The organism is Sinorhizobium sp. BG8, assembly GCF_016864555.1.
In the GTDB taxonomy this organism is placed as follows: domain Bacteria; phylum Pseudomonadota; class Alphaproteobacteria; order Rhizobiales; family Rhizobiaceae; genus BG8.
The window spans coordinates 2,265,855-2,290,406 of the sequence record NZ_CP044011.1 but is presented as its reverse complement, the minus strand read 5'-3'; the positions used below and the strand labels follow the sequence as shown (position 1 = coordinate 2,290,406).

26 protein-coding genes and 1 pseudogene are annotated in these 24,552 nt (G+C 61.5%); 8 read left to right on the top strand and 19 right to left on the bottom strand.

The features are described 5' to 3' along the window. The first annotated feature begins 130 nt into the window (after window positions 1–130). Complete coding sequence (locus tag F3Y30_RS10730; protein ID WP_203426567.1) at window positions 131–1,783, top strand: arylsulfatase; 1,653 nt, start codon at window positions 131–133, stop codon at window positions 1,781–1,783. A gap of 180 nt (window positions 1,784–1,963) precedes the next feature. On the opposite strand, the gene F3Y30_RS10725 is transcribed toward F3Y30_RS10730, so the two are convergent. After that, entirely contained in the window at window positions 1,964–2,887 is a 924-nt protein-coding gene (locus F3Y30_RS10725; RefSeq protein WP_203422743.1) for a bestrophin family ion channel, read from the bottom strand. An 82-nt stretch (window positions 2,888–2,969) separates the two neighbouring features. On the opposite strand from F3Y30_RS10725, the gene F3Y30_RS10720 reads away from it, so the two are divergent. Then, window positions 2,970–3,179, top strand: coding sequence for a TOBE domain-containing protein (locus tag F3Y30_RS10720; RefSeq protein WP_203422742.1), 210 nt, complete (start codon window positions 2,970–2,972; stop codon window positions 3,177–3,179). Window positions 3,180–3,485: 306 nt separating this feature from the next. Further along, on the top strand, window positions 3,486–4,004 hold the full coding sequence (locus F3Y30_RS10715; protein ID WP_203422741.1) for a GNAT family N-acetyltransferase: 519 nt from the start codon (window positions 3,486–3,488) through the stop codon (window positions 4,002–4,004). Window positions 4,005–4,153: 149 nt separating this feature from the next. Here F3Y30_RS10715 and F3Y30_RS10710 read toward each other — a convergent pair whose 3' ends face one another. The 4 genes from F3Y30_RS10710 to F3Y30_RS10695 form a co-directional block, all read right to left on the bottom strand. Beyond that, entirely contained in the window at window positions 4,154–5,206 is a 1,053-nt protein-coding gene (locus tag F3Y30_RS10710) for a D-alanyl-D-alanine carboxypeptidase family protein (protein WP_246752706.1), read from the bottom strand. 166 nt (window positions 5,207–5,372) lie between these two features. Continuing rightward, the gene (locus tag F3Y30_RS10705) at window positions 5,373–6,041 is read right to left on the bottom strand and encodes a DUF2161 family putative PD-(D/E)XK-type phosphodiesterase (protein WP_203422740.1); all 669 of its coding nucleotides are present in this window, start codon (window positions 6,039–6,041) and stop codon (window positions 5,373–5,375) included. Between the two features lie 192 nt (window positions 6,042–6,233). Then, complete coding sequence (locus tag F3Y30_RS10700; RefSeq protein ID WP_203422739.1) at window positions 6,234–7,523, bottom strand: Hsp70 family protein; 1,290 nt, start codon at window positions 7,521–7,523, stop codon at window positions 6,234–6,236. Between the two features lie 213 nt (window positions 7,524–7,736). After that, window positions 7,737–8,162, bottom strand: coding sequence for an ATP-binding protein (locus F3Y30_RS10695; RefSeq protein WP_203422738.1), 426 nt, complete (start codon window positions 8,160–8,162; stop codon window positions 7,737–7,739). Window positions 8,163–8,573: 411 nt separating this feature from the next. On the opposite strand from F3Y30_RS10695, the gene F3Y30_RS10690 reads away from it, so the two are divergent. From F3Y30_RS10690 to F3Y30_RS10680, 3 genes are all read left to right on the top strand, one after another. Then, entirely contained in the window at window positions 8,574–8,975 is a 402-nt protein-coding gene (locus tag F3Y30_RS10690) for a DUF1236 domain-containing protein (protein ID WP_203422737.1), read from the top strand. Between the two features lie 295 nt (window positions 8,976–9,270). Further along, window positions 9,271–9,555: a hypothetical protein gene (locus tag F3Y30_RS10685; protein WP_203422736.1), complete on the top strand. Its 285-nt coding sequence runs from the start codon at window positions 9,271–9,273 to the stop codon at window positions 9,553–9,555. Between the two features lie 204 nt (window positions 9,556–9,759). Beyond that, entirely contained in the window at window positions 9,760–9,972 is a 213-nt protein-coding gene (locus tag F3Y30_RS10680; RefSeq protein ID WP_203422735.1) for a hypothetical protein, read from the top strand. A 596-nt stretch (window positions 9,973–10,568) separates the two neighbouring features. On the opposite strand, the gene F3Y30_RS10675 is transcribed toward F3Y30_RS10680, so the two are convergent. The 6 genes and pseudogenes from F3Y30_RS10675 to F3Y30_RS10650 form a co-directional block, all read right to left on the bottom strand. Continuing rightward, window positions 10,569–11,096 (bottom strand): MerR family transcriptional regulator, encoded by a 528-nt coding sequence (locus tag F3Y30_RS10675; protein WP_203422734.1) that lies wholly within the window; start codon window positions 11,094–11,096, stop codon window positions 10,569–10,571. 123 nt (window positions 11,097–11,219) lie between these two features. Continuing rightward, window positions 11,220–11,561, bottom strand: coding sequence for an integration host factor subunit alpha (locus F3Y30_RS10670; protein ID WP_203422733.1), 342 nt, complete (start codon window positions 11,559–11,561; stop codon window positions 11,220–11,222). Between the two features lie 108 nt (window positions 11,562–11,669). Further along, window positions 11,670–12,641, bottom strand: a complete 972-nt coding sequence (locus F3Y30_RS10665; protein WP_203422732.1) for a beta-ketoacyl-ACP synthase III — start codon at window positions 12,639–12,641, stop codon at window positions 11,670–11,672. A gap of 5 nt (window positions 12,642–12,646) precedes the next feature. Then, the gene (gene plsX / locus F3Y30_RS10660) at window positions 12,647–13,705 is read right to left on the bottom strand and encodes a phosphate acyltransferase PlsX (RefSeq protein WP_203422731.1); all 1,059 of its coding nucleotides are present in this window, start codon (window positions 13,703–13,705) and stop codon (window positions 12,647–12,649) included. 203 nt (window positions 13,706–13,908) lie between these two features. Next, window positions 13,909–14,457: a DUF177 domain-containing protein gene (locus F3Y30_RS10655; protein ID WP_203422730.1), complete on the bottom strand. Its 549-nt coding sequence runs from the start codon at window positions 14,455–14,457 to the stop codon at window positions 13,909–13,911. A 54-nt stretch (window positions 14,458–14,511) separates the two neighbouring features. Beyond that, a pseudogene (locus F3Y30_RS10650) lies at window positions 14,512–15,104 on the bottom strand (ubiquinol-cytochrome C chaperone family protein). Between the two features lie 79 nt (window positions 15,105–15,183). On the opposite strand from F3Y30_RS10650, the gene F3Y30_RS10645 reads away from it, so the two are divergent. After that, window positions 15,184–15,696, top strand: coding sequence for an outer membrane protein assembly factor BamE (locus tag F3Y30_RS10645; RefSeq protein ID WP_246752705.1), 513 nt, complete (start codon window positions 15,184–15,186; stop codon window positions 15,694–15,696). Window positions 15,697–15,792: 96 nt separating this feature from the next. Here the strand turns inward: F3Y30_RS10645 and F3Y30_RS10640 are convergent, their stop codons facing one another. The 5 genes from F3Y30_RS10640 to F3Y30_RS10620 form a co-directional block, all read right to left on the bottom strand. Beyond that, window positions 15,793–17,919, bottom strand: a complete 2,127-nt coding sequence (locus F3Y30_RS10640) for a sodium-translocating pyrophosphatase (RefSeq protein WP_203422727.1) — start codon at window positions 17,917–17,919, stop codon at window positions 15,793–15,795. Between the two features lie 180 nt (window positions 17,920–18,099). Further along, window positions 18,100–19,335: an MFS transporter gene (locus F3Y30_RS10635; protein ID WP_203422726.1), complete on the bottom strand. Its 1,236-nt coding sequence runs from the start codon at window positions 19,333–19,335 to the stop codon at window positions 18,100–18,102. A 6-nt stretch (window positions 19,336–19,341) separates the two neighbouring features. Next, window positions 19,342–19,824, bottom strand: coding sequence for a transcription antitermination factor NusB (gene nusB / locus F3Y30_RS10630; protein ID WP_203422725.1), 483 nt, complete (start codon window positions 19,822–19,824; stop codon window positions 19,342–19,344). Beyond that, window positions 19,821–20,282, bottom strand: a complete 462-nt coding sequence (locus F3Y30_RS10625) for a 6,7-dimethyl-8-ribityllumazine synthase (RefSeq protein WP_203422724.1) — start codon at window positions 20,280–20,282, stop codon at window positions 19,821–19,823. Before F3Y30_RS10625 ends, nusB begins: the two co-directional genes overlap by 4 nt. A gap of 144 nt (window positions 20,283–20,426) precedes the next feature. Next, the gene (locus F3Y30_RS10620) at window positions 20,427–21,578 is read right to left on the bottom strand and encodes a GGDEF domain-containing protein (protein ID WP_203422723.1); all 1,152 of its coding nucleotides are present in this window, start codon (window positions 21,576–21,578) and stop codon (window positions 20,427–20,429) included. 217 nt (window positions 21,579–21,795) lie between these two features. Here F3Y30_RS10620 and F3Y30_RS10615 point away from each other — a divergent pair, with 217 nt between their 5' ends. Then, a complete protein-coding gene (locus F3Y30_RS10615; protein ID WP_203422722.1) occupies window positions 21,796–22,299 on the top strand; it encodes a cupin domain-containing protein in 504 nt (167 codons plus the stop codon). Window positions 22,300–22,333: 34 nt separating this feature from the next. On the opposite strand, the gene F3Y30_RS10610 is transcribed toward F3Y30_RS10615, so the two are convergent. Genes F3Y30_RS10610 through nrdR form a run of 3 tightly spaced genes read right to left on the bottom strand, consistent with a single transcriptional unit; the run spans window position 22,334 to window position 24,545 of the window. After that, a complete protein-coding gene (locus F3Y30_RS10610) occupies window positions 22,334–22,954 on the bottom strand; it encodes a riboflavin synthase (RefSeq protein WP_203422721.1) in 621 nt (206 codons plus the stop codon). Beyond that, window positions 22,954–24,063 carry a bifunctional diaminohydroxyphosphoribosylaminopyrimidine deaminase/5-amino-6-(5-phosphoribosylamino)uracil reductase RibD gene (gene ribD / locus F3Y30_RS10605; RefSeq protein WP_203422720.1) on the bottom strand — a complete coding sequence of 370 codons (1,110 nt, stop codon included), beginning with the start codon at window positions 24,061–24,063 and terminating at the stop codon, window positions 22,954–22,956. The genes F3Y30_RS10610 and ribD overlap by 1 nt, the downstream gene beginning before the upstream one ends. 2 nt (window positions 24,064–24,065) lie before the next feature. Continuing rightward, a complete protein-coding gene (gene nrdR / locus F3Y30_RS10600) occupies window positions 24,066–24,545 on the bottom strand; it encodes a transcriptional regulator NrdR (protein WP_203422719.1) in 480 nt (159 codons plus the stop codon). Between the last annotated feature and the right edge of the window lie 7 nt (window positions 24,546–24,552).

Genomic DNA, 24,552 nt, shown 5'->3' with positions numbered 1-24,552 from the left:
GGCGGGCTCGGCCAAGCATCGACAAGTACTGCCCTTCATCTTCGAAGAAAATAACAACAGATGAGGCAATTCCCAACAGTGCAAGCAATCGACAAGTGAAGCTCTCTATGAGGAGAATGTGATGAGCGGAATGAATGATGTCGATACGCGTGACATTGAAATTCAAACACTTGATCTCGACCGGAGAAGCCTTCTCCTTGGCGGAACAATGCTCGCGGCCGCTGCCGTCGCGGGCACCACGGCAGCCGTGAAAACGGCAGCAGCCCAGGAGCAACCAGCCTCAGGAAGTGCAAAGACGCCGAACATTCTCGTCATCTTCGGCGACGACATAGGCATTCCGCAAATCAGCGCCTACACGATGGGCCTCATGGGTTATCGCACTCCGAACATCGACCGCATCGCGGCCGAGGGCGCGATCTTCACCGACTCCTACGGGCAGAACAGTTGCACCGCCGGACGCGCCTCATTCATCCTTGGACAGGAACCGTTCCGAACCGGCCTGCTGACGATCGGCATGCCGGGCGACCCGCACGGTATCCAGGACTGGATGCCGACCATTGCCGACGTAATGAAGTCGAAGGGCTATGCAACCGGCCAGTTCGGCAAGAACCACCTCGGCGACCGCGACCAACACCTACCTACCAATCACGGCTTCGACGAGTTCTTCGGCAACCTCTACCACCTCAACGCGGAAGAGGAACCGGAAGGCTACTTCTACCCGAAGGATCCCGAGTTCCGGAAGGACTTTGGTCCGCGTGGCGTGATCAAGTCCAGCGCGGACGGAAAGATCGAGGACACCGGCGCGCTCAACACCAAGCGCATGGAGACGGTCGACGAGGAATTCCTGGCCGCAGCCAAGGACTTCATCGACCGGCAGGCCAAGGCCGACAAACCCTTCTTTGTCTGGTTCAATTCGACGCGCATGCACGTCTTCACGCATCTGAAACCGGATTCACTGGGCAAGACCGGCAAGGGCATTCATGCCGACGGCATGGCCGAGCATGACGGCCATGTCGGGCAACTTCTGCAGCAGCTCGACGATCTCGGCATCGCCGACAACACGATCGTGCTCTACACGACCGACAACGGCGCCGAACTCGCGCTCTGGCCGGACGGCGCCCAGACGATGTTCCACGGCGAAAAGGGCACCACCTGGGAAGGCGGCATGCGCATTCCGATGATGGTGCGCTGGCCGGGCGTGGTGAAGCCGGGATCGCAGATCAACGACATCGTGACGCTGATGGACTGGATGCCGACATTCGCGACGGCCGCCGGTATTCCCGACATCAAGGACCAGATGAAAACGGGCTTCCAGTCAGGAAGCAAGAACTTCAAGGTCCATCTCGACGGCTACGACCTGACGGAACTGCTGAAAGGCACCGCCAAGACAACGCCACGCGACGTGATGTATTATTTCGATCAGGGCGGGAACCTCAACGCAATTCGCTGGAACGATTGGAAGCTCAGTTTCGCGCAGGCGAGCCACGGCAACATTGCCACGGCCACACGTGAAGTGCCGAGCTGGGCGGTCATCGCAAACCTGCGTATGGATCCCTACGAGCGGGCCATGGAAGACGGTGGCGGGGCCATTGAGTTCCTTGCCCGCAACATGTGGCTGCTCGTCCCGATCCAGGGCAAGATCAAGGAGTTCTTTGCAGACTTCAATGACTTCCCCTTCCAGACGGGAAGCACGCTGAACGCAAGTGGCATCAACTATGGATGGCTGCAGCAGCAGGCGGCGCTCAAGCGGCTCGGCGAGCTGGAGTCCCTGGCACCGCGTTAATTCTGCATAGAGATGAGAGGCGAGATTTCTCGCCTCTCACGCCCCCCGCGATGAGCGCATTTGCAATCGGACGTCCTGGTCGAGTTCCTGTTTGATCTTCGGCAGCCTCGGCGCGCGGATCGCCCAAGGCAGCGTCAGATATCATCGCCAACAGCGGACATGCCCGAAAACCCGGCTGACCTACATCAGCACGAACTCGCTCGGCTGGAGAACAGCGGGAACGTTTTTTTCTCCCATTGCTTCCAGCAGGCTGATCTCGATGGTTCTTGCCATGGCACTCAGGGGGATGGCGTGCGCGGTATTGTCAAACGGGTTTTCCAGCTCGACGCCCAGGGCGTCCAGGCCGAAAAAGGTGTAAGCGACGAGCACTGAGCAGAAGGGCGTCAGCCAACCGAGTGAATCGGCAAATCCAAGGGGGAAGAGAAAGCAGAAGAGATAGGCCGTCCGATGCAACAGCAAGGAATAGGCGAAGGGAAGCGGTGTCGTGCGGATACGCTCGCATGCCGCCTGAACGCCCCCGAGTTGCGCCACGGAACGATCGAGCGTCTGGTACATGACATCGCTCACCTGCCCTTCGCGATTGAGCAACGCTAGCCTTTGCGATGCGCGCCTCAGAATTGCTTCGGGACGGTTGGCGACATCCGCAAGGTCGCTGTGCAGCCGGGGATCAAACTCGGACCGTGACGGATCGGACGGCCGACCGGGTCTCAGATGAATGGCAAGCGCATGTACGAACAGGATTGCGTCCGTCAGCAGGTCACGCCGGCACTTCGCCGCCGCGTCGGTACCATCCTCCAGGACGAGTGTCTGCCGGCCGAAGCTGCGGCACACCGATATCATCTCGCCCCATTGCTTGCGCGCCTCCCACCAGCGGTCATAGCAGGCATTGTTGCGAAACCCCAGGAAGACGGAAAGCGCAATACCAAGCAGGGCGAACGGAACGCCCGCGAAGGAAGGGACAAGCGCCGGATAGTGCTCGTGGAACAGGACGACCAGCGCGGCAAAGGCTGCGGTCAGGCCAAGTTGTGGCAGGATCTTGGGGACCACCGAACCGCGAGTGACGTACAGGAGTTGCAGAAAGGTCGGGGGTGGGCGAACGATCATGGTTGTCTCTCTGCTGCGGTTCTACCTGCAACCGCCCGATTGTGCTAGGGCAAATGCATAGAGAACAGAGGAGCTCCGGACCATGAAAATCAGCGCACGCAATCGGCTGAAGGGCAAGGTGGTGGATGTGACCCTTGGCGCGACGACAGCCCATGTCCGGATTGATGTCGGGGGTTCGATCGTCACTGCCTCGATCACCAACGAGGCCGTGGCGGAACTGGGACTGGCGGCTGGCAAGGAAGCCTATGCGGTCGTGAAGGCCTCCGATGTCATGGTAGCGGTGGACGACTGAGGGGACGCCTCTCCCCTGGACCGCGGTACGAACAAGTGGTCGATCCTCGCGCTCCCGGTTGAAGTCGTTGCGCGCTTTCGCCGGAGCGCCCCTCAGATTGTCAACAATACCGTGCTCGACTACAGTTCATGACAGCTCGAGCAGAATTCACCTGGTTCGATAGAGGCACTGGGCAGGAAACTTTCCGAACTCCCAGCGGACGATTGCCCGGGCCCGTCTCGACCGCGGCCGCCTTTCCGGCGTCCGTGGACCTCGGGAAGGAGCGCCCGCTTTGTCGCTGCACGATTCGTGAGTGGAGGCGCAGAGGTGGAACAGAACTCGCAGATTGGCCCAGCCGGACCTGACGACTTCCCTGCCATTCGAGCCCTGTGCAACGGCTTCCTCGACTGGTGTCGATCCCGATATGGCGAGAATGCCTGGTTCGTCGACCGCTACTACACGCCGGAACAATGGGCCGCGCTGCTGGAGAGCCTGCCGAGGATTCACGCGGCTCCGGACGGGGAAGTCCTTGTTGCCCGCCTGAACGGAAAGGTGGTCGGCTGCGTGATGATGCAGCGGATCGACCAGCACACATGCGAGATGAAGCGCATGTTCATCGGCCCCGAGGGCCGCGGCATGGGGCTGGGCCGACGGCTCGCCGAGACCATCGTGCGCGTGGCCGGTGAGCGGGGCTACACCACCATGCGGCTGGATACCGGCCGCAACCATGATGAGGCACTGGGGCTCTACCGCTCACTGGGGTTCCGGGAAATCGCCCCCTACTACCAAGCACCTCCGGAACTGCGCAACCATCTCGTCTTCATGGAAGCCCCTCTGGTAAGGTAGCGCCGTCGCCCTCTCGATCGGTCTTCGCCCAGGAGCAACAACGGAGTACGGCCGGATGCCCAACTGGGTCTGATCGCTTTTGCTACCTAATGCCGGGTATTTTGCAGACCAGATCTGCCCGGGGCCGCAGAGCCGGGTCGCCGGCGCTCCTATGAAGGACGTGGGTTGGGTGTGGGCACATCCGTTGCGTTCTCGTTGGCCCAGGTGCGGATCGCGTGGACCTGCCCGGGTATCTGGTCCTGCAAATAGCTCTCATGACCCGGCAGGCCCATCGGATAGAGCGTGTCTCGGCTCGCCTCGTAGGCGGCGCTCTTGTCGGTGCAGAGGCGGATGCGCATGTCCTCCGGAGCGACATCGCTCCGGTTTTGCAGATCGTCAACGCGCTCTGCACCGGCAGGCAGGCGGCCATCGAAGGCTTGCGTCAGATATTGCGCAGACCGTTCGTTGCGTTCGCGTTCCGTGGTCGCGCCCATGATGACCACCATCACGCGCTTTCCATTTCGCGAGGCCAGCCCGACCAGATTTCGTCCTGATGCGCACAGGAAGCCGGTCTTCATCCCGATCGTGCCACCGAAGCGGGTCAGGAGCAAATTGTTGGACTTGATCTCCTTCCCGTCGATCGTGACCGAGGATGCCTGGAAGAAGCGGCTGTATTCGGGGAATTTTCGATCCACTTCCATTCCAAGGATCGCGAGATCGCGCGCGGTCGTATAGTTCTTCCGGTCAAACAGGCCATTCGGATTGGAAAAATGGGTGCCCGACATCCCGAGGCGTGCTGCGGTCTCATTCATTCGCCGGACGAATGCCTGCTCGTCGGAGGCTACCGTTTCCGCAAGGGCCACAGCGACGTCATTGGCCGATGCGGCGATCATGGCAAAGAGCGAGTCCTCGAGCGTCATCGTCCGCCCGAAAGTCAGGCCGGATTCCAGAAACGCCTGTTTGGTCGCGTTTCGCGTCATCATAACCGGCGTCGTCAAAGTGACTTCGCCCGATCGAAGGGCCTCGAATACAACGAAGGCCGTCATGAGCTTGGTTGTCGAGGCCGGATACCAGGGCACGCCGGCATCCTCCTGATAGAGCACCTGATGGGTCTCGGAATCCACGACGAGCACAGGCGTGGCATTTGCGGGTAGACATGTGAAAAGGGATGCAAGAAGCATCAGTCCTTTCAATGGTCGCCCGACCATTGTGTTCTTGGCCATGTGCCAGTCTCCAGAGGGAAGAATGTTCTAATGGCATGATGCTCCATCGGAACACAAGCATTTGCTGCAGTGCGGTGTTCCGAAGGTGGCAGGAAAGAGCCTTCCTGTTGACCGAGGTGGCCGCCGGAGGCGTATAGCGCCCCCTGGCCATGAGGGCTGGAGCGAGCTACTGGCCTGCCGGTATCTCGGGCTGCGGCCAGCGGTCGAGCGCTTCTCGACCGGCATCGGTCAAGCCGTAGACGCCCCTGTCGAGCCGCTCGAACCAGCCATAGACATTCGAAAGCAATATCTTCCCTGCCTCCGGTATGCCGGTTCTTACATCGCGAACACGCGAGGGGCCCGCGGCCAGGGCAGCCGCGCAGCCGAGAGCCTGCTGGCGATAGGCGGTCATGACCGGTGCGCGCGTGCTGCCGCCAAGTGCGGGATCGCCCCGTCGCTTCAAATGCTCGCGCATGAGCCTCGAGCGCCGTTTCGGATTGGTCCGGGGCATGGGTGAAACGGAGCCGACGATGACGCTGACATCGCCTGCATCGGAAACACCGAGCATGCCGATGCCGAGCCTACGGCAGAGGTCGCGGTAGCGCCTGTCTGCCTCACGTCCCCTGCCCTTGGCCGAGACTCTGGCAGCAATCCAGACCTCGTCCGAAATGGCCGCCCGATCGACGGCCTGCAGGATGAGTTCCAGATTGAAGGTCAGTTTCAGCTCGCAGATCACGACAGCGGGCGGGTCGCCGTCGCTGAGCCCGACAAGATCGCAGCCTCCAACCTCGCCCTTGACGACGTAGCCTGCCTTCTCGAGGAAGCCTTTTACGGGCAGATAAAGCGAAGTTTCCATAGTGCTGCACATCAACGCGGAGAATCGGTAGAGAAGCTACATCGAGAGCCCGTCCAGGTCACCGCGTGTCGTCACCAACGCAGCTCCACCACCCGGATATTGCGATCCTCACCAACACACCCTCGCACGAAGGTCCGGAACACCGCAGGCTTGCATGACACGCTTTCACCTGCCGGCAAGCGCCGCCGCCTGTCAGATCGCTCCAGCCGTCCAGTTCTCAATATCATCACGCGCTCCGATGAGGGCGAGACCATGGGCGATGGACAAGAGTTCACCACCGCTTTCGATGCGGCTTCGGTCGAAACGCTGTTCGAACACCCGGCGCACGGCTGGCACGAACGATGTCCCACCGGTCAGGAACACCTTGTCGATATCGCCGGCAGGCATGTTCGTCTTCGTAAGCACCTCATCCAGCGCTCCCTCGATCTGATTGAGTTCCGGAGCGATCCAGCTCTCGAAATCGGCCCGCCTGACGGATCGCCGGGCCGCTTCCCCGAGCGGCGCAAACGAAAACTCCGTCTCCTCGGCGCTCGAAAGCCGCATCTTCGTCGCCGAAACGGCCTGGTAGAGCGGGTAACCCTCGTCCATTTCGATGAGTTCGATGAAGGCTTCAAGCTTCTCCGGCTCCAGGCTCACCTGCACCAGTTTCTTCAATTCCGCGAAATCGCGCAGCGTCTTGAAGATGGAAAGCTGGTTCCAGCGCCCGAAATTCGCATAGTAACCGGAGGGCACCTCGAGCAGTTTGTCGAAGCTCTTGAACAGTGTGCCCTTGCCGATCATCGGGGAGACGATGTTGTCGATGATGCGGTAATCGAAATTGTCCCCCGCGACTGCGACGCCCGAGTGGCCGATCGGTGTAGCGGTCAGGCGCCCGGCATGGCTCTCGAAGCGGATCAGCGAATAGTCCGTCGTGCCCCCGCCGAAATCGCTGACAAGCACGACGGCGTCCCGATCGAGGTTGCGCGCGAAATAGAACGCAGCGGCAACCGGCTCGTAGACGTGGTGGATTTCAGGGAAGCCAAAGCGCGCGAGTGCGGTGTTGTAGCGCTCCGTTGCGAGCTGCTCGTCCGGATTGCTCCCCGCGAAGCGCACCGGGCGCCCGACAACGACACGTTTCGCCCCCTCGCTCACGGCATCTCCGGCATAGTCCCGCAGGCGCGACAGGAAGGCATGCATGATGTCCTCGAACGCGAAGCGCTTGGCGAAGATCATCGTGCCCTGGAACAAGGGTGACGCGGCGAAAGTCTTGATCGATTGCAGGAACCGGCATTCACCGGGGTTATCGATGAACTGTGCAATGGCTGCCGGTCCCGCCTCGCAGGCAATCTGGTGCACGCCCTTCTTCATGAAGGCCAGCGCGGTCCTGAGCGTATCCGTTTCACCAGCCGGCGTGTGCATGACCACGGACTGGGTGGCATTGCCGCTGGCTGTCGCGAGGACGGAATTGGTGGTGCCAAAGTCGAGGCCATAGGCGGTCGTCATGAGAAGTCCGATGTGCTGAAGAGGCGGGAGGGGCGCCTCCTCCCATGTCTAAGGGGCAAAAGCAAGACAGATTGCGCGGCACCGACTGACCGCGCGGCTCATCGCCCGGAGTTGGCCCGGAGTTGGCACGGCGTCGGGACGATGCCTTGAAATGCCCGGCGAGGTGCGTGCGAGCACATGTCCCGGCCACGGGCCTGAGGCGGTGTCGGGACGTTACTGGCCCGGCGCTTCGCACCTCAGCGCCGGTAAGCTCAGATTGGCCTCCAGACCACCCAGGTGTGACTGCCTGAACCTGAGCTCGCCGCCGTACGCTGCTGCGATGTCGCTGGATATGGCGAGACCGAGCCCGTGCCCCGCATCCGCGTCGGTCACGCCACGCTTCAACATCCGTGCATAGTATTCGGCGTCCACCCCGGGGCCGTCATCCCCCACCCGAACCGTTACCATCTGGCCTTCCGCAACGGCGGAAACCTGGATGCGTCGACGCGCGAAGCGAACTGCATTGTCCAGAATGTTGCCGATCGCCTCTGCAACGTCGGCCGGATCTGCCTGAACGGCCACACGGGAGTCGATATCGATGCTCCAGTCGATCCCCTTGCCTTCGGTTATGGGCGAAAGCACCGTCACCAGCTTCCCCATTGGGCATTCCTTCCATCGACGTTTCAACGCAGACAGGATTGCAGAAGCCCGCTTACTGGCCGCTGAGAGCGAATGTCAGCACTTTGTCAGGAATGATCGGCGGTCAAGGCCACCGATGTGAAAACGCGAGAGCCGACCTTCCGCCGGCCTCGATCACACACGGACCGAAGTGATCAACGGCCCGTTCACGCGCCATTGAAGAACACTTTTCACGATGGACGTCCTGAGCCGCCGAACGTTGCGTTTATCACGCTCTTGATTGCCCAATAACGGTCGAGACCGTCATTTCACATCGAAACAAAAGGTGAGCTGAACTTCACGGTTTCTTGCCCGATCTGCCGCATGCACTCGGAACAATCTCACCACTTCCGGACTTTCTGCACCGTGAAATGAATAACCGGAGTGAGAACTATGAGTTTGAAGATTATTATTGCGTCCACGCTGGCGCTTTCTGCATTTACTGTCCCGGCCTTTGCCGACGACAATGACGGAGCAATCACCGGAGCTGCCGGTGGCGCGGCCACGGGAGCGATTGTAGGCGGACCGGTGGGCGCCGTAGTCGGCGGCGTTGTCGGACTTGCCGCCGGTGCAGCACTTGATCCGCCGCCGCGCGAAGTCATCACCTATGTCGAGCAGCAGCCGATGCCCGAGACAGTGGTGGTCCAGGAACCCGTTGAGGTCGGCCGCCCCATCCCGCAGACCGTCGTGCTGACCCCGGTGCCGGACAACCCGACCTATTCCTATGCGGTTGTGAACCAGCAGCGCGTCATCGTGGATCCGCGGACCCATACCGTCGTGCAGGTTCTGCAGTAGGGCCTGACCCAATTGAGTAGTGCGTAGCCCCTCGCGTGAACACCATGCGAGGGGCGTTCCTTTTGCTGACGGGCCAAGGCAACCTCTCCGGCCGGATCCATTGGAGAGCCGTCTTGCCGCGCCCTCGATGTCTTCATCTCCCCGAGGAGCAAACAACCTTGGATAGCGGGAGTGCGGCATGCCGTGATCTCCGTCGCAGGTATTCCTGTGGAGGTTCCCGCTTTTGTCACTCGGAAATCGGTGCGAATGTGCTATCGCGAAGCCATATACGGAACGTGGAACACGCGAGGAAGACATGTCGGATGACGAGATCCTGAGAGACGGCGACGGGCTTGAAATGGAGCATTCGGAGCTTTCGGGCGAATTCACGGAAGACGGGGTGACCGTACTGGTCGACATCTTCCGCCCTGCCGGTACCCAGAACGACTGGCGGATGGAAGTGATCACCCAGGAAGAGGACCTCATCGAGTGGGAGGCCCCCTTCGCCACCGACCGCGAGGCCTTCGACGAATTCCTGGCGACGATCGCGCGGGACGGCATACGCACGTTCCTGGACGACACCGAGCCTTCGGTTCACTGAAACTTCGAGATCCCGAAGATGTCATCCACGCGTCCGTGTCCGGTTTTGACGCCTGTCTTTAAGCCGGAACAGGTGCGCTCCTTCGGGAGATATGGGCTGGCCCCACGCTTTCGCATCGTCTTCGACGAACGTCCCGTGTGACGGGCGTCAATGGACCCGCATTCCCATACGTGAGATACTCTCTTCGCACGGTGGAGGTCGGTCATGAACCATATCGACGAGATCGACGCGGCGGTCACACGCCTCATAGAATTCCGAAGGCGTATCATGGCGAATGTCGGAACGGACAAGGAAAGCCTGGAGACACTGGCGGCGATCCAAAATGCGTTCGCCGATCTCGTCATCGCCCGCGACCATGAGGAGGCACTGCTCACGGATCCGCTGGGGCTCGACGCATTCATCGATTTCCGGAATTGAGGCCGTCTCTCCGGCAGCGGGCGCATGGTGGGCACCGCTCGTACGTACCCCGCACCGCCTGAGACGAATCCACTGCGGATGAGTACCGTTCACAATAAACATATACATAACTCTGCTATACGACAAAAACAGAGGCGTATCCGCACTTGTTTTCCGTTTGTTCTCAGTATTTTACGATTCCCTTATAAGTATCCGCAAGATTTGTTCTCTTTCGTTCACGTTCTGTATTCTCCATAGAATTGATCCATTGGCGGGAAATACAAAGCTGATCGTCGATTGTGAGCGGAGCCGCCAAATTTTACTCTGCCTCTTCGCTGGTGGAACTGGCTGCGCATTTCACTCGAAGGAAATCAGCGGCGCGTACGGCTCCGTCCGGCGATGCCACGGGCTGCCACACGACAATGGTGCCGCGTGTTCGACCTCGAAAGGCGTTTCGGGACCCTTCGATGGAATCACTCACGCCTGAGTCGGCTGTTTTGCATATCTCGCGATGTTGGCGCCGGTGAGAACTCATGGCGCCATGCTTCAGGATCCGAACGCCGTGAGGATTTACATTGCGCCTAGGGAGCGCCGGGATCGATTGTGGACGCCAAGCGTCAGCGTACCTGGTCCAGGAGCCGCTTGCATTCCAACAGGTCGTAGAGCGCTTCCTGCAGCAGGGCACGATCCTCCTTGCCGACGCTGGTCTTGCCGATGGAGATTTCGGGGGCCTCGTCCCCTCCTCCGACAAAACTGAAGAATCGGCGGCTTGCCGGCGGCTTGGCGCGGCCGACGATCTGATCTTCGTCAGTCAGCTTCGGACCTGCCGGCTCCTCATGCGTGGCCGCCGCCAGTGCTTCGATCGTCGCAAGGTCGCCGCTCGCGATGGCGGCGACGAACTTGTTTCCGTTGAGTTTCAGTAGCTTCTGCACGCCCTTGATCGTGTAGCCGTGATCGTAGAGCAGGTGACGGATACCCTTGAGGAGGTCGACATCCTCGGGTCGGTAGTAGCGACGACCGCCGCCGCGCTTCATCGGCTTGATTTGCGAGAAGCGTGTTTCCCAGAAACGCAGCACATGCTGCGGCAGATCGAGATCGTCGGCAACTTCGCTTATGGTGCGAAACGCATCGGGACTCTTGTCCATGGAAAACCTCCCGGCATAAGACGGCGTCAGCTCAACAGAAGCATACCACCGAATCCTTGCATTTCAGCGGGTTGACCGAAGTTTTTCAACCGAAAAATAGGTCACCCACCACGGGGATGTCTTTCACTGGCTTACCGGAGACTGCGGCTTCTGCTTGCCGCGGCGCGCGACATGGGCCTTGAGAACCCTCTGCTTCAGGACATTCGATGCCTTGAAGGTCATCACGCGCCTGGGAGAAATCGGCACTTCCTCACCCGTTTTCGGGTTCCGGCCGATGCGTTCGTTCTTGTCCCGAACCTGAAACGTTGCAAACGAGGACAGCTTCACGCTCTCGCCACGGACGATCGCATTGCAAATCTCGTCGATGACGGTTTCCACCAACTCAGCCGACTCGGTGCGCGAAAGGCCAACCTTGCGGAATACGGATTCGGCCAAATCTGCGCGTGTCACTGTCTTCCCGCTCATCTTTCCCCACCGATTTTTATAATGATTGCGCTTGGTTGCTGGCAGAAGACTATTGCCGAAGCACTTGACGGTCAAGCCATCCGAAAGGCTCACGGATCCTTGCTGGCGCTACCAGCGCAGGAGCACCGCTCCCCAGGTGAAGCCGCCGCCCATGGCCTCGAGCAGAACGAGATCGCCTTCCTTGATCCGGCCGTCGCCTGCGGCTGCAGCGATCGCGAGCGGAATCGATGCGGCAGACGTGTTGCCGTGCAGATCCACGGTCACGACAACCTTGTCGAGCGGAATGCCGAGCTTCTTCGCGGAGCCATCGATGATTCGCTTGTTGGCCTGGTGTGGCACCATCCAGTCGATGTCGTCGGCGGTCGTTCCCGTTGCCTCGAATGCCGCTACGATCACATCGGTGATCATGCCCACGGCATGCTTGAAGACCTCGCGGCCCTCCATGCGAAGGTGCCCGACCGTTCCGGTCGACGACGGCCCGCCATCCACGTATAGCTTGTCGCGGTGCGCTCCGTCAGAGCGCAGCTGTGCCGTCAGCACGCCACGGTCCGCAGTCGTGCCCTCGCCTTCCTGTGCCTCGAGCACGATGGCGCCGGCTCCGTCGCCGAAGAGCACGCAGGTCGTCCGGTCGGTCCAGTCCAGAATGCGCGAGAAGGTCTCCGCGCCGATTACCAGCGCCCGTTTTGCCAGGCCGCCGCGGATGTAGGCATCGGCCGTCGCAACCGCATAGACGAAGCCAGAACAGACAGCCTGCACGTCGAAGGCGAAGCCGTGGTGCATGCCCAGGCGGTTCTGGATGTTCACTGCCGTGGCCGGGAAAGTGTTGTCGGGGGTCGATGTCGCCACGATGATGAGATCGATGTCGGCGGCGGAAAGCCCAGCCTTTTCAAGCGCGGCCCGCGCGGCTCCCTCCCCGAGAGAGGCCGTGGTCTCACCCTCTCCGGCGATATGTCTCTGGCGAATACCGGTGCGTTGCACGATCCATTCGTCGGAAGTATCGACCATCTTTTCCAGCTCACCATTGGTGAGCACACGCTTCGGAAGCGCAGCCCCGAAGCCCCGAACCACTGAACGGATCATTCTCATTACACCCCGTCGCTCATGCTTTCCGCGACACCCTCGCCGGGGCGGCCTGCATGATATTTTTGTAGATCTTTTTCTATTTTGTCCTTGAGCCCGTTACGGGCCATGTCATAAGCCACATCCACCGCCGCCGCGAAGCCCTCGGCATCGGTGCCGCCGTGGCTCTTGATGACGATCCCGTTCAGCCCGAGAAAGACGCCGCCGTTGACCTTGCGCGGATCCATTTTTTCCCGCACCCGGTCGAAAGCGCTTTTTGCCAGAATGTAGCCGATACGCGCAAGCCAGGTTCTCGACATCGCCGCGCGCAGATACTCCGCGATCTGACGAGCCGTACCTTCCGCCGCCTTTAGGGCAATGTTTCCGGAAAAGCCTTCAGTCACCACAACATCCACGGTGCCGCGGCCGATATCGTCACCTTCGACGAAGCCATAGTAGTCAATCGTGTCAAAATTGGCCTCGCGGATCAGTTGGCCCGCCGCCTTGACCTCTTCCTGGCCCTTGATCTCTTCCACGCCGACATTCAGGAGCCCGACCGTCGGACGATCGATCTCGAAAAGCGCCCGCGCCATCGCACCGCCCATGAGTGCGAAGTCGAAAAGCTGGTTGGCGTCCGCTCCGATCGTCGCACCGATGTCCAGCACGATGCTTTCGCCCTTGAGGGTCGGCCAGATGCCTGCGATCGCCGGCCGCTCGATGTCCGCCATCATCTTCAGGCAGAACTTGGACATCGCCATCAGGGCGCCGGTGTTACCGGCGGAAACAGCGACATCGGCCTCGCCCTTGGCAACGGCATCGATCGCCCGCCACATGGACGACTTGCCCCGCCCGCGCCTGAGCGCCTGGCTCGGCTTCTCGTCCATGGCGACCGCGATGTCGCAGTGATGGAAGGTGCTCGCCGCCTTCAGTTTCGGGTAATTCTCCAGAATGTCCCGGCACTCCGACTCGACGCCGAAGAGCTGAAAACGGATTTCTGGATGGCGTTCGAGTGCTTTGGCTGCGCCCGGTATGACGACCTTGGGTCCAAAATCGCCACCCATGGCATCAACGGAAATTCTGACCACGCGTGTCTTATCCTTACTTTCCAACCCTCGGGCCGGACAGATCCGACCGGATGCCTCGAGCCGGCTCCAAACTCTTCTTATCTTCGCAAGCCGCTTGTCCAAGTGACTCCACTTGCACGGAGGTCGCGCCGGGGCGGAATTTCGGTCAAAATACCGGTTTTCACCCGACTGACAACTGAATTATCGGCGCATTGCGACTGCGTTCAGTCTTTTTTCCAGTCCTTGAGCACCGCAAAGGGAGACGGCTTCCGATCGTCCTCCTCGGTGCTCTCTATATGTCCCTTGAAGTCGATCCCCTCCTTGCGCGGATAGGGATCGATCGCAAGCGCGGCATGTTCTGCGGCGATCTCACCGGCATCGACGGTATCGCCCGTGAAAATCTCGGGTGCGTCGGGTCCGTCCGGATCGAGCAGCATCTCGCCCTCGGGCCGCGGCATTTGCGCGAGCTTCGATCCCTGCGGCACGAAGAGCGCCTCGAAGGTCTCGTCGATCAGGGATTCGACCGGATCCAGAGTGACGACGCAGGCCTGCACGATCGCGCTCGTCACGCGACCCTTCACCCGAACGCCATCCTTCTTCCAGCGCTGGATCTGAAGGCCGGCCTCGAAGCTCTTCACCTCGAGAACATTCCAGACGCGCGCGATTTCAGAGCGCTCGCGCTCGTCCGCCTCGAGATGCACCTCGACCGGATTGGCGGAAATGTGCCCGACCTTCACCGGATAGGAAAAAGGGGCCTGCTCGACTTTGGTCATGTCTTCGTTCTTTCTCAGTCGTTCTCTTGTGCTGGCGCCGGTCGCGTCGTCGCCTCATTGCGGGCCTGGAAGGACCAGGCTCCCCGATATCACGTCCTCCTCGGTCTCGGCGGCGAGTGCCCCTCGACCCTGAAGAGGTAGTCCGCAAGGCCCGTCATGTCGGGCGTTCCCGCAGCCGGTTCCGGATGGAAATTGCGCGAAAGCGCCTGGGCCAGGGCCTCCCTGTCGCCCGCGTCCAGCGCTGCCGCATAGGATTCGAGGCGTCCATAGAACATGCCCGCAAATTTCTTCATGCGTTTCGGAACGGCGACGTCGCCAACGCCGAGTTCGCGGATCGAGTGATCCACATCCTCGAAGAAGGCATCGACGATCTCCTGTGCGATCTGCTGCCCGGAAACGCCGGACGACCGGGTCCTGCGAAAGTAGAGGATCAGAATCGCGGACAGCATCTCGAAACGCCCCATGACCGTATCCGGGACGCCAAGCGCTTCATAGAGATAGGGCTCGCGCGCAACGGCCGTCAGATGCGCGTACTGTTTGTTGACGATCCGCTGGTTTCCGTTTTTTCTGCTAAACAGACCGAAAATCATCATAAAGCCTAGTTTTGTCTCATTGAAGGGAGCGGCCCGCCGCATGCCATGTTGCATGAGGGGCGAAGCTGGTTTACCGAAGCGTGCACGAATTGCAATGGCTGTCCGGCCATACATAGTTTCAAGGGGGATGTCGTTGAAGAGACGGTATTTCAGGACTGATATGAATCTGTTGCGTAACACCGCCATTGCCATTGCCCTTTCGACCACCGTGCTTGCCGGATGCCAGACAGGCGAGGTTCTCCACCAGGGTTACGTCGTCGATCAGGAAACGCTCGCGCTCGCCCCAGTGGGCTCGTCGCGCGAACAGGTGCTTTTGTCGTTGGGCTCGCCCTCGACCACGGCGACCTTCGATCATGAAGTATTCTACTATATTTCGCAGACCCGGTCGCGGCCGGTCGCCTTCATGAAGCCGAAGATCGTCGACCAGAGCATCCTTGCCGTCTATTTCAATGGCGAGGGAACCGTCGATCGGCTTGCGAACTACACGCTCAAGGATGGCGTACCGTTCGACATGATCACGCGCACCACTCCGACGGGCGGTGTGGAACTGACCTTCCTCGGACAGTTGCTCAAGGGCGGTGCGAACCCCGGCCAGCTCATCCAGCAGCTTGCGGACGAATCGAACAGGTCCCAGACCCAGCGATAACGGAGATCCGGCGGCCTCGGCCGCCGTTTTCTTTCGACGAAACGAAAAGACCCGCGGCTGCCGCCGCGGGTCTTCGTTTCTTCTATCCCGCATGCCTCAGGCGAGTATCGCCAGAAGTAGCAGCGCCACGATGTTAGTTATCTTGATGGCGGGATTGACGGCCGGGCCGGCCGTATCCTTGTAGGGATCGCCGACGGTGTCGCCCGTGACGGAGGCCTTGTGCGCCTCTGATCCCTTCAGGTGACGCGTGCCGTCCTTGTCGACGAAGCCGTCCTCGAAGCTCTTCTTCGCATTGTCCCATGCGCCGCCGCCCGACGTCATGGAGATGGCGACGAACAGGCCGTTGACGATGACGCCGAGAAGCGAGGCGCCGAGCGCCGCAAAGGCCGAAGCCTTGGAACCCGAGATCAGCAGAACGCCAAAGTACACCACCACCGGCGCCAGCACCGGCAGGAGCGACGGCACGATCATTTCCCTGATCGCCGCCTTGGTCAGCAGGTCGACTGCCTTGCCATAGTCCGGCTTGTCGCGGCCTTCCATGATACCGGGCTTCTCGCGGAACTGCCTGCGAACCTCCTCGACGATGGAACCCGCCGCCCGCCCGACGGCCGTCATCGCGATGCCGCCGAAGAGATAGGGGATCAGCCCGCCGAAGATGAGGCCGGCCACCACGTAGGGATTGGACAGATCGAAGGAGATCGTCCCGATATCCTTGAAGTAAGGATAGGTATCTCCGTTCGCCGCGAAATGATGCAGGTCGTTGGAGTAAGCCGCGAAGAGGACCAGTGCGCCAAGACCCGCCGAGCCGATCGCGTAGCCCTTGGTGACCGCCTTCGTGGTGTTGCCGACCGCGTCCAGCGCATCCGTCGACTTGCGCACTTCCGGCGGCAGGTGCGCCATTTCCGCGATGCCGCCTGCGTTGTCCGTCACCGGACCGAAGGCGTCGAGGGCGACGATCATGCCGGCAAGACCGAGCATGGCCGTTACGGCGATCCCGGTGCCGAAGAGGCCCGCCAGCTGGTACGTCGTGATGATCCCGCCGACGATCACGATCGCCGGGAGGGCGGTCGATTCGAGGGAGACCGCGAGACCCTGGATGACGTTCGTTCCGTGCCCCGTGACCGAAGCCTGCGCGATCGAGTTTACCGGCCGCTTGTTCGTCCCCGTATAATATTCGGTGATGACGACGATCAGCGCGGTGACGACGAGCCCCAGAAGCGCGCAGACGAAGAGGCGCATGCCCGTGATGTCGACACCTTCGACAATGCCCACCGAGCCCCAGCCGATGGTGAGCGACGTGGCGACGGCGACGCCGACGATGGAGAGAAGGCCGGTGACGATGAGGCCCTTGTAGAGGGCGCCCATGATCGAGCCGTTGCTGCCGAGCTTCACGAAGAACGTGCCGATGATCGAGGTGATGACGCAGGCCGCGCAGATCGTCAGCGGATAGACCGCCAGCATCGGTGAGACCGGGAAGAAGATCGAGGCGAGAACCATGGTGGCAACCACGGAGACCGCATAGGTCTCGAAGAGGTCGGCCGCCATGCCTGCGCAGTCACCGACGTTGTCGCCGACGTTGTCGGCAATCGTCGCCGGGTTGCGCGGGTCGTCCTCGGGGATGCCAGCCTCGACCTTGCCGACGAGGTCCCCACCAACGTCGGCTCCCTTGGTGAAGATGCCACCGCCCAGACGGGCGAAGATCGAGATCAGCGACGCACCGAAACCGAGCGCCACGAGAGCGTCCGTCACCTCGCGCGAGGCAGGATCGTGGCCGAGAATGACCGTCAGGATATAGTAGTAGATCGAAACGCCAAGGAGGGCGAGACCGGCAACGAGCATGCCGGTAATGGCGCCGGACTTGAAGGCAATGTCCAGACCGGAGGAAAGGCTGGCCGAAGCGGCCTGCGCGGTGCGCACGTTGGCGCGGACCGACACATGCATTCCGATAAAGCCGGCAAGGCCGGAAAGAACGGCGCCGATCAGGAAGCCGATGGCGGCCGAAGCGGAGAGCAACAACCAGACCCCGATGAAGACGACGACGCCGACAAGTGCAATGGTTTTATATTGACGTGTGAGATAGGCCTGTGCGCCTTCTCGAATATAGCCTGCAATTTCCTGCATGCGGGGGTTCCCCTGGTCGGAGGCAAGCACCGACCTTGTCGCCCAGATGGCATAAGCCACCGAAAGCAACCCGCATGCGATAACGCCCAACAATATGGTCATTTCGCCTTTTCCTCCTGTGAGGCCATCGTCCTCCGGATGGCCATAAAAAACGCCAGCTACCCGTTGCCTCCTCGCAATCCGGGTGGTTGACGCTGGCGTCAGAGTGCGTTTGCGAATCGCTGGCGTCAAGCCCCGCCGCAACCGAGCGTAGGGCGGGCCAAGCACGGCTGAACCTTAGGATCAGGCGCTCTTGCGGCGGCTTCTTACGGCAAGAGCCAGAAGGAGGATCAGGCACAGGCCCGAGACGGGCCAGAAGGCAAGGCTGATCGTCTGCCATCCGAAGGCGTTGAACACCTTGCCGGAGGAGAAGGAGGCAAGCGCCACCGTGCCGAAGAGAATGATGTCGTGGAAACCCTGCACCTTGTCGGCTTCATGCGGGCGGTAGCTGGATGCCACGATCGCGGTAGACCCGATGAAGCCGAAGTTCCAGCCCACACCGAGGAGCACCAGCGCACCCCAAAAGTTCCAGAGTTCTATCCCCATGTGGGCGATCGCCGCGCAAACCATCAGCAGGATGAGCCCGGCGGCAACGACCTTTTCCGATCCAAACTTCTGGATCAGCATGCCGGTGAAGAAGCTCGGCGCGAACATCGCAAGCACGTGCCACTGAATGCCGAGGGTCGCGAGTTCCTGGGAAAACCCGCAGCCAATGACCATCGCAAGCGGCGCACCGGTCATCATGAAGGTCATCAGCGCATAGGTGGAGATGCCGCAGACCATGCCGGTCAGGAAGCGCTGGGTGAGCACGATCTCGGCAAGTGGCCGCACCGGCTCCGATCCCGGTTGAGGCTTCCCCCTGCCCTGATCCGGCAGGCGCAGGAGAAGGAAGGGCACGATCGCCAGCAGGCAAAGCGGTGCAAGCGCCGCGAACGCGCCGGCGAACTGGATCGGTTCGAGGAGATCCTTGGTGAAGATCACGATCTGCGGGCCGAGGATCGCCGAGACCATGCCGCCGGCAAGGATCCACGATATGGCACGCGGCTTGTAGAAGGAGGGCGAAGCGTCCGCCGCCGCGAACCGGATCTTCTGGGTGAAGCCTGACGACACGCCGACGAGCACGAATGCGCCTGCGAGCATCCAGAAATCGGCGCGAATCAACGCGATCGCGGCAACAAGCCCCCCGATCGCGCCGATCAGCGCTCCGCCGACGAACCCGGCGACACGGCCGAAGAAGCGCGCCGCAAGAGCGACCAGTATGGCCCCCAGCGACACGCCGACATTGAACCCGGTAAGGGGTGCGGTCGCGAGCGACTTGTCTTCACCAAGCAGTTGATAGCCGGCGATGCCGCCGATCGAGAAAACAATCGGTCCCGCGGAGGCGAGAATTGCCTGCGCGCCCGTCAGCAGGAGAACGTTACGCCTCGCCGCGGAGAGCTCACGCTCAAGGCCACCGCTTCCCGCCGTTCTCGTATCCATGCTTGCCTATTTCCTGGAACCGGGACGAACCTGCTTGGCGATCCTGTCAAGAACCGCGTTGACGAGCTTCGGCTCCTCCGTTTCGAAGAAGGCCTTGGCGATTTCGACGTACTCGGTCACGATCACCGCAACCGGTATGTCCTTGCGCTCGATCAGTTCGAAGGTGCCAGCCCGAAGAATGGCGCGCACGGTGGAATCGAGACGCGAGAGTGCCCAGTCGTCCTGGAGTGCCGCGCCGATCAACGGATCGAGCTGGCGCTGTTCGCGCACCACGCCAGACACGATCGAGCGGAACCAGGAGGCATCCGCCTTCAGGTAGGTCTCCCCGTCGAGCTCGCGGCCCAGACGGTGCTCTTCGTACTCGGCGACGATTTCCAGCACGCCGGTCCCGCCGACGTCCATCTGGTAGAGCGCCTGCACGGCAGCGAGCCGTGCCGCGCCGCGCTGGTTCGCCTGTTTTACCGGTTGATCCTGCGTTTCCTTGGTCACAGTTCGCCGCCCAGTTTCTTCTTGAGTTCGATCATGGTCAGCGCCGCACGCGCCGCAAAACCACCCTTGTCGCCCTCCGTACGCCGGGCCCTTGCCCAGGCCTGGTCATCGTTCTCGACAGTCAGGATACCATTGCCGATCGGCAGGCTCTCGCTGACCGCAAGGTCCATGATGGCGCGCGAGGATTCATTCGATACGATATCGAAATGATAGGTCTCGCCGCGGATCACCATTCCGAGCGCGACGAAGCCATCGTATTCCGTGCCGCCATTATCCGCTCCGTCGAGCGCCATGGCAATCGCCGCCGGAATTTCCAGGGCTCCGGGAACCGTGACGATGTCGTAGGTGGCGCCCGCCGCGTCGAGGGCATGCTTCGCGCCGTCGAGCATCGCGTCCGCCATGTCGTCGTAGAACCGCGCCTCGACGATCAGAAGATGTGGGTTTTCGGATAGGGCCATGGATCACCTGAAAATTGGAGGCATGCGCGGATCGTCGCGTCTGAGGCGGCGGTCAAACCACGACATCGCCGCCATGGCAAGCGATTTTCGGCGTTCTGGGGCAAATGCCGGCGCGATCCTGCGCCACGCGGGGACGGACTGGCCCTAGCCGACCAGTCGCAGATCGGCGACGGATACCCGGTTCCGTCCGTCCCGTTTTGCCGTGTAGAGCGCCTTGTCCGCATTGTTGAGGACGCTGTCGAATGTCGCCCCCTGCTTGCTGCCGAAGGCGATCCCGGCGCTCACGGAGCAAACAATGGGGCCGATTTCGGTCACCACTCGCCGTTGGGCGAAGACGGATCGGATCCGCTCGGCGGCAGCCATGGCTCGCTCGGGAAGCGCCCGGTGCAGCACAAGGGCGAATTCCTCGCCGCCGAAGCGCGCCGCGCAATCCGTCTCCCTGCAGTTTTCGGAGAGCACCTCGGCAAAAGCCAGGAGCACCTTGTCGCCGATCGCATGGCCGTAACGATCGTTGATCGCCTTGAAGCGATCGAGGTCGAACGCGACGATTGCGGTATGCTCGCCGATTGGCTCGCCGCCATATCTGTCGAACAGGGCACGACGATTGAGAAGTCCGGTCAGCGCGTCGGTCATCGCCTCCCGCCTGTGGCTACCGGCAAGCCGCCACTGGTTGAGCGCCAGAGACATCGCTCCAATTCCCGTGATGCCGACGACGGCCGCGACGAGGTTCAGATCTTCCGCCCAGTTGTCCGGAGCATGGCCGAGCACCCACTGTCCGTTCCAGGCCAGAACGGCAGCACAGTTCAGGAAGGAGACAGCGACGATGCAGTAGAGGCCGGCAATTCCGGTGATCGGCAGGGGAGCCTCGGCGCGTCCCTTCCAGTATTCCCATGCGGTCGCCCAGAGAAGCGAGGCTGCAGCGGTGTTGAGGATCACCAGTCCAAGCCCGTCATACTCTCCAAGAAAGGCACCGGCGGTCACCGGACCCGTCACGAGGAAAGCGGTCAAGGTATGCCATCGCCCCGGCTTGCCCGTCCGATACCGATAGGCGGCACCGTAGATGAAGGAAAAGCCGCCCAGGAGCAGAAGGAATGAAATCGCTCCGAGCCATGAGCCGGGCGTTTCCACATAGACGCTGTAGCAGGCAACACTTGGTACAACGAGACCGATTCCGACAGCCCAGGACAGCATGAAGCGCTCGATCTGTGCCGAGATCCAGCTGGCAAACAGAGTAAATGCCAGGCAAAGCCCTGATAGCCCGATGGCCAGCAAGAGCGTGTTGTAGTCAAGCGCCATGCGTGGAAGAATCCGATTCCGCTGGAATTGCACCCTAGCGTGACGCTAGCGGCAAACAAGTATCCATATCGTTACGTGAGGTAGATGACCCCCGTGATTTTGCTGCGGAATCCGAGCGTTGAACACATTTTCCGCCTGCGGTTCGGCAATTTCCGGGTGCGTCCGCAATCACATTTTCGAGAGCGCCCTTCCGCGGTCGCCCAGTGAGGAACCAGACATGAAAACCAAGGCGTCACCGGTCATACGACCCGGAAACCTCGAACTCGAGCACTGGCGGCAGGGTAGCTTCTTCGAGTCGCGTGACGTCTCATTCGGCGCGCACCTCGGACTGACGAACCTTGGCATAGGTTACGGCGAGGTTCCGGCCGGCAAGGCCGGCTGCCCGTTCCACAATCACCATGTCGAGGAGGAGCTGTTCATCATCCTCGAGGGAGAAGGCACCTATCGGTTTGGCAACGAGCGCTACGAGGTCGGCCCCGGCGATATCCTCGGGGCACCGGCTGGCGGCCCGGAAACGGCCCACCATCTCATCAACACGGGCAGCGAACCGCTGAAATACCTTTCCATCTCGACCATGGCCGCGACGGAAATCTGCGAATACCCGGATTCCGGAAAGTTCCTGGCCAAGACACGCATCCCGGGCGAGGCGAAAGCCCGGTTCCGCTACATCGGACGCACCGAAAGCGCTGTGGACTATTGGGACGGAGAGCCGGGCGCCTGACTTTCTGCGGCGGGTGGCCGGCGCCTGCCCTCTCCTACTCCGCCTTCGCCACCGGGAACTCCGCCAGCCTTGCGGCATAACGCGCCATCGTGTCGACCTCGAAGTTGACGAAGTCGCCGGCCTTGCGCTCGCCCCAGGTCGTGACTTCGAGCGTATGGCGGATCAAAAGCACGTCGAAATCCGCACCTTTCACCGAATTGACGGTGAGCGAAGTCCCGTCGAGAGCGACGGAGCCCTTCGGTGCCACGAAACGCTCGAGCCCTGCGGGCGCACGCAGCCGGAAGCGCGTTGCGTCGCCCTCAGCCTCGATCGTGAGGATTTCCGCCTTCCCATCCACGTGGCCGGAGACGATATGTCCGCCGAGTTCGTCGCCGATCTTGAGCGACCGCTCGAGATTGACCCGCGTACCGGAATTCCATCCGGCGATCGTCGTCAGCCGAAGTGCCTCCTCCCAGGCCTCGACCTCGAACCAGCGCTCGTTCGAACCGGTCTCAGGAAGAGCCGTTACGGTCAGGCAGGTCCCCGAGTGCGAGATCGAGGCGCCCATGTCGATCGTGGACGGGTCGTAGCTGGTACGCACGCGAAGCCGGACACCCTCGTTCATGGGGGTGACTTTCTCCACGGTGCCAATATCGGTGACTATGCCGGTGAACATCAGTTGTCTCTTTCGTATTCTTCGCAAAGGTCCGGGCCAAACTGCATGGTGCGCCGGAGTGAAAATCCTGCTGGCGCACGGCCCGGCACACATGGGGATGCGATGCCGCCAAGTCCAATCGTCCCCGGAGCGCCGAACAGAATAATGCGGTCGACGAGACCGGAATCGAGGAACCTCTGGGCGGTCCGTGCACCGCCCTCCACCAGAAGGGTGGAAATATTTCTCGAGGCCAGTGCCTCCAGCAATTCGCAGAGATCCCGCGGATTGCAGAGCAAAGTCTCGACCCCGGCCTGGATCAGCGCTTCTCGACGGACCTGAAAGGCAGGGTCCGTGCTGTTATCGAAGCCCGGCGGCGTGTCTGCAGCAACGATGACCGGAACGCTTCCCGCCGACTTCACCAGCTTGCCTTCTGGCGGCAGTTCCAGGAGTGCGTCGAGAACGATGCGGACCGGCGAGCGCTCCTCAAGGCCCGGCAGGCGAACAGTCAGTTCCGGATCGTCGGCGACGGCCGTTCCAATCCCGACCAGGATCGCGTCGCTTTCGGCGCGCAGCACCTGAACCTGACCGCGCGACACCGGCCCGGAAATCGCGATCTGCCCTGCTCCCAGGCGACCGATCATGCCATCGGCCGAAACGGCAAGCTTGAGAGTCACATGCGGGCGTTTCTTCGTCTGCCGCATGAGGTATCCTGCGAGCGTCCGGCGGCCCTCGGCTTCCAGAACGCCCGTCTCGACTGCAATCCCCGCCTCGCGAAGCATCGCGAACCCGCGTCCGGCGACACGTTCGTCGGGATCGGGGACCGAGACGACCACGCGCGTGATGCCGGCTGCGATGAGCGCATCGGCGCAGGGCGGCGTCTTGCCGTGATGGGAGCACGGTTCGAGCGTGACATAGGCAGTCGCGCCACGGGCCGCTGGGCCCGCTTCCGCGAGCGCCTGGGTTTCCGCGTGAGGTCGCCCTCCCCGCGCCGTAACAGCCGAGCCGATGACGACACCATCCTTGACGATGAGGCACGCTACCGACGGGTTCGTCGAGGTCAGTCCAAGGTGGTTGCGGCTGAGGCGGATGGCTGCCGCCATGAAGCGTTCGTCTGCGCCCGCCCCGGTCATGTCTATCTGTCCGCCCCGGGATCGCGCGCGATCTTCGCCTCGACCTCGGAAAGGATCTTCTCGAAGTCGTCGACATGCGAGAAGTCGCGATAGACCGAGGCGTAGCGGACGAAGGCAACGTCATCCAGCGCCTTCAAGGCTTCAAGCACCTGCAGGCCGATTTCCTCCGACGAGATTTCGGTCTCGCCCGAGCTTTCCAGCCGGCGCACGATGCCGGATACGGCGCGCTCGATCCGGTCGCGGTCGACCGGTCGCTTGCGCAAGGCGATTTCGAACGACCGCATGAGCTTGTCACGATCGAAAGGCGCCTTGCGTCCAGTCTTCTTGATCACCATCAGCTCGCGCAACTGCACCCGCTCGAAGGTCGTGAACCGACCGCCGCAATCGGGACAGATGCGGCGGCGGCGAATGGCGGTCCCGTCCTCTGCAGGACGGGAATCCTTCACTTGCGTGTCTTCGGAGGCGCAGTACGGGCAGCGCATCGGCGCT